This is a genomic window from Pseudoalteromonas sp. Z1A6, assembly GCF_011378745.1.
Lineage (GTDB): Bacteria > Pseudomonadota > Gammaproteobacteria > Enterobacterales > Alteromonadaceae > Pseudoalteromonas > Pseudoalteromonas arctica.
Genome location: NZ_WTKW01000311.1, coordinates 1 through 4,879, shown reverse-complemented (window position 1 = coordinate 4,879; position 4,879 = coordinate 1). Strand labels below are relative to the sequence as shown.

Below are 4,879 nucleotides of genomic sequence, written 5' to 3'. Positions count from 1 at the left end.
CTTAGATGCAGAGCAGCTAAGCTGCTCTTAAAAAAATTACAGTGGAACTTGTTCAAGCATTTTAATATTTAAGATGACCACTGGTTTTTTAGGAACAAAATCGTAACCAATTTTTTCATTAAATCCTGTTTCAACAGCCATGATCTTATCAAGGGTCTCGTAGCCATCCATTACATTACCAAATACTGCGAATCCCCAATCTTTACCTGGGTTTAAGTGATCGTTGTTATCCATATTAAAAAAGAATTGGCGTGTTCCCGAGTGAGGTTCACGGTCTTGATACGCCATAGCAATGCTGTACATATCATTTTTTAAACCATTGCCACTTTCATTAAAAATAGGATCGTTTTCGTGTAAGCCGTCGTAATCTTTATCGTAGCCACCACCTTGAATAACAAAGTCGCGGTCATTTTCCACATCGCGCTCAATACGATGAAAAACACTGCCTTGATAGCTTTTATCTGACACGTAAGTTAAAAAGTTATTGACCGTAATAGGCGCTCTCGAACGGTCGAGTTCAACAACAATACTGCCCATTGTCGTTACGATTTCGACGCGTGGAAAAATATTATCTTTTTGAACAAAGCGGCCTTCTTGGGCTGCCAAGCTACTTAAACTAAAAAATAGGCCTAAGCAGATTAAAAAAAGTCGTTTCATAGTTAACCTTCTAAAAATTCTATTAATTCAGGGTCAGATACAATGCGGGTAATAATTTGCTCAGTCAACTTATTGAGCTGACCTTCTATTTTTGCTCGCTCGTGACTAAACGGGCCTTCTAAATTCGCACTGCCTCTATACACTTTACTAAAATTACTTGAGGCGCGAATAACGCGCACGCCAAGCTCTATATGGGCTTCGCTGGTATGGCTCACAAGTTTTTCGGTCACAACAGCCTGCAGTGCATGAATATCTACTTCAAAGCGAACAGTTGCCAAGTTAGAAATGCTGGCACCATTGCGGCTAAGGGCGCTGTCTAAAACACTTTTAACTGATTCAGTAAGGCCTTGGCTTGCAAAGGTTTTAGCTTTGTCTGATTCAATAAGTTTAAGTGTTGATGAGTCGCCACGTAAATCAATTACACTGGTGCTTAAGCTACTATTTATAGTGCTTATTTGACCACTTTTATAAACAGGATTGAGTATTACTTGGCTAGGCTGATTCGCACAGCCACCAAGTATTAGTAATACACAACACCCAATTATAATGTTTGTTAATTTCATTTATAGCATTCCACTATTTTTAGTTGCACTTAGAACGACAAACTTTTTGTTTGAGCCTAACAACTTACAGTTTCCGAACATACGGTTTAATTTATCGTGATAATCTAAATGACGATTACCAATAATACGCAGCTCGCCGCCTTCTTTTAAAGTATCTTTTGCTTGTTTAAACATTTGCCAAGCAATGTGATCGGTAACAGCTTGAGCTTGGTGAAATGGAGGATTACAAAGCACCATATCCACACTGTCTCTTTCAAAGCCTGTTAAACAATCGTTTTCGATGAACTCACAGTTATCAAACTTATCGCCTAGGTTAATTTCTACATTTAACCGGGCTGACTCTACCGCCATGTAAGACTCATCAACAAAGGTAATTGATGCATTAGGGCAACGAGCAAGCGTCATTAATCCAACAACGCCGTTACCACAGCCTAAATCAATAATGCTTTTAGCTTTAGGTGTTTCTGGTAAGTAGTTAAAAAAGAAGCGCGCACCAATATCTAACGAATCACGCGAAAACACATTTGCATGATTTGTTATATTAAACTCAGTACCTTCAAGCTCCCATGTTATAGGGAAGTCTGCTGCTTTATATCCGCCTTTAGCTGTGCTTAATATAAGGCGAGACTTTTTAACTGCTAGGCTTGTTGTTGTTTCACCAATAAATTGCTCAAATGATTTTATTGTTGAATTATGAATTTCTTTTGTTTTACCTGCCGCAATTACTGGTGTACCAGGCGCAAGTACTTCACTAAGTTCACTTAATTGGAACTGTAAAAAACCCACATTACGAGGGATTTTAATAAGTACTAAATCAACGTCTTCTGGTAATGCCGACAAACTATCTACTTGTGTAAAATCTGTAGTAGGCAATTTGTTTTCTTGTAAGTTATAAGCCGCAGCTTGGTGGCTAATATAAGAATCATTAACTGAACAAACCGTTAACTTATTAAAATAACAAGCAAGTGCACCAAAGCTATCGTTTAAAATAAGCAATGAGCGACAATCAGGGTGATGTTCGTTAACATAATTGATAAGGTACTCATCTGCCGAATCCCAAGCTTGTAAGCTGCGGTTTTTTTGATCCAATGGAAAGCGTTCAAGAGTAAAGGTTTTATCGCCTAGCTGGGCTTGCGTCGTCATAATGGTTCGTTGATCAGTAATCTAATGTAGGTAAATTCTAACATGCAACGGCAAAACGCCAACCCCCAACAGTTACCAAATGGCTTTTCTTATCAAAGTAGGGCACTTAGTGCGCAAAAAAGCCTCGATCTGTTTTATTATTTGCAGAAAAACCTACGTTGGCAGCAACCCGATGTAACCGTTTATGGCAAAACGGGGCCTATTCCACGACTGCAATGTTTCATGAGTGATTTAAATATTGAATACGGCTATTCAAGTAGTAAGCAAATAGTAGAACCATGGGATGAATTGTTACTTAATATGCGAAAGCGTTTAGAAGCACATTTAAACCAGCCTCTAAACTCATTGCTCGTTAATTATTACCGAGATGGTAATGATACGATGGGATGGCACAGTGATGATGAAATAGAGCTTGGTGATAAACCAACAATTGTGTGTGTGTCGCTAGGAGCTGATAGGGTTTTAAAGTTAAAGCACAAAGCGAGTAATAAAGTGACTGATTTAAAGTTACAAAGCGGTAGTTGCCTAATAATGAATGGAGACAGTCAACGAGATTATCAACATGCAATACCCAAGCAAACAACGCTTGCGCACCCGCGAATAAGTTTAACTTACCGATTTATTAAGCACATTAAGCAAAAGCAATTTAGTTAGTTAATTTAACTTGTTATAGTAAGCCTATTAATTAGCTAATTAAAATGGTCTTTTATGTCAATGCAGCAACAGATCCAAGAAAAAATAAGCAGCGCCATTGCGTGTAAACATTTAAACGTAATCAATGAAAGTCATATGCACAGTGCCGGTACTGAGTCGCATTTTAAAGTTATAGTGGTTAGCGAAGAGTTCGCGGGTAAGCGCTTATTACAACGCCATCGTGAAATTAACGAAATTTTAAAAGATGAATTAGCAAATCATATTCATGCACTCGCTATTCATACATATACACCAGACGAATATACAGAGCAGGGCGGTGAAGCGCCTGATTCTCCTAATTGTATGGGCGGCTCAAAGCTTAACTAAAATAAATAGGGAATTTGGTCGGTGTTTAACTGATCAGATCAGTGTTTTTAGTATTAGCCTTTAAACTAGCGCTAATTTTTATTGTAAAAGATATAGGATGATCAATGGTCATTAAGCCTAAAATTCGTGGATTTATCTGCACAAACGCACACCCAGCTGGTTGTGCAGAGCATGTTCAAGAACAAATTAACTATGTAAAACAACAGGGTGCATTAAAAAGCGCACCAAAAAATGTATTAGTTATTGGCGCATCAACAGGCTACGGCTTGGCATCGCGCATTACTGCTGCGTTTGGTGGTGGTGCTAAAACATTAGGTATTTTCTTTGAAAAAGAGGGTACAGAGCGTAAAACAGGTTCTGCTGGTTGGTACAATACCGCTGCTTTTCAAGATGCAGCAGACGAAGCGGGCCTTTGGTCTAAAAATATTAATGGCGATGCGTTTTCTAACGAAATCAAGCAAAAAGCAATCGACACCATTAAAGCTGACTTGGGCAAAGTAGATTGTATTATTTACAGCTTAGCGTCTCCTCGTCGTACTGATCCAAATACCGGTGAAGTGTTTTCTTCTACACTTAAGCCAATTGGTAATGCCGTAACAACAAAAAACTTAAATACATCAAAGCGTGAAATTGATGAAATTACGGTTGAAGCTGCAAATCAAGACGATATCGACAACACCATTAAAGTAATGGGTGGTGAAGATTGGGAAATGTGGATAGACGCATTAAAAGAAGCAGATGTATTAGCCGATAACTTTAAAACGACTGCGTACACTTATATTGGTAAAGAGTTAACATGGCCAATATACGGACACGCGACTATTGGTAAGGCTAAAGAAGACTTAGACCGTGCAACGGCTGCTATTAAAGAATCAACAAAAAATTTAAAGGGTGAGGCGTATGTTTCATCACTTAATGCAGTAGTAACCCAAGCAAGTTCTGCTATTCCTATAATGCCGTTATATATTTCTGCTTTATTTAAAGTTATGAAAGCAGATGGCACATACGAAGGCACTATTGAGCAAATTCACGCATTATTTAGTGAAAACTTGTATGGTGAATCGCCTCGTTTTGACGACGGCGGGCATTTATTCCAAAACTACAAAGAGCTAGAGGACGATGTGCAAGCACGCGTTCAAGCTGTATGGGATAGTGTTGATACAAGCAGCCTTGATGAGCTAACAGACTATGTTGGTTACCATAATGAGTTTTTACGCTTATTTGGTTTTGGTATAGACGGTGTTGACTACGAGCAAGACATAGGTTCAGTTAAGCCAATTGCTAATATGATTGACTAACAGAGCTTAGGGCCTGTTTATCTTTCGAGGTTAAATTTGCAGCAGTCTGTTTGGTATTTAGGCAAGGCAGAGCCTACGTAGTGTGGTTATTCCCCATAAATGGGCGATAACGTGGAATAAATGCCAAACATGCGCTGCCCAAAGGGTTCTGCCTAGGGGCTATTTACTCTTTGTTGCTCGGTTTTTACTTAGCCCACT

General features: G+C 38.8%; 6 protein-coding genes. 3 read left to right on the top strand and 3 right to left on the bottom strand.

Going from position 1 to position 4,879, the window contains the following annotated elements:
• Positions 1-36: 36 nt before the first annotated feature.
• Genes GQR46_RS16055 through GQR46_RS16045 form a run of 3 tightly spaced genes read right to left on the bottom strand, consistent with a single transcriptional unit; the run spans position 37 to position 2,363 of the window.
• Positions 37-657 (bottom strand): peptidylprolyl isomerase, encoded by a 621-nt coding sequence (locus GQR46_RS16055; protein WP_165728477.1) that lies wholly within the window; start codon positions 655-657, stop codon positions 37-39.
• A 2-nt stretch (positions 658-659) separates the two neighbouring features.
• Positions 660-1,220 (bottom strand): YajG family lipoprotein, encoded by a 561-nt coding sequence (locus GQR46_RS16050; RefSeq protein ID WP_165728478.1) that lies wholly within the window; start codon positions 1,218-1,220, stop codon positions 660-662.
• Positions 1,221-2,363 (bottom strand): methyltransferase, encoded by a 1,143-nt coding sequence (locus GQR46_RS16045; RefSeq protein ID WP_165728479.1) that lies wholly within the window; start codon positions 2,361-2,363, stop codon positions 1,221-1,223.
• 42 nt (positions 2,364-2,405) lie between these two features.
• Here GQR46_RS16045 and GQR46_RS16040 point away from each other — a divergent pair, with 42 nt between their 5' ends.
• From GQR46_RS16040 to fabV, 3 genes are all read left to right on the top strand, one after another.
• Positions 2,406-3,017: an alpha-ketoglutarate-dependent dioxygenase AlkB gene (locus GQR46_RS16040; RefSeq protein WP_165741475.1), complete on the top strand. Its 612-nt coding sequence runs from the start codon at positions 2,406-2,408 to the stop codon at positions 3,015-3,017.
• A gap of 54 nt (positions 3,018-3,071) precedes the next feature.
• Positions 3,072-3,383: a BolA family protein gene (locus GQR46_RS16035; protein ID WP_165728481.1), complete on the top strand. Its 312-nt coding sequence runs from the start codon at positions 3,072-3,074 to the stop codon at positions 3,381-3,383.
• A gap of 104 nt (positions 3,384-3,487) precedes the next feature.
• A complete protein-coding gene (fabV, locus tag GQR46_RS16030; protein ID WP_165728482.1) occupies positions 3,488-4,681 on the top strand; it encodes an enoyl-ACP reductase FabV in 1,194 nt (397 codons plus the stop codon).
• The last annotated feature ends 198 nt before the right edge of the window (positions 4,682-4,879 follow it).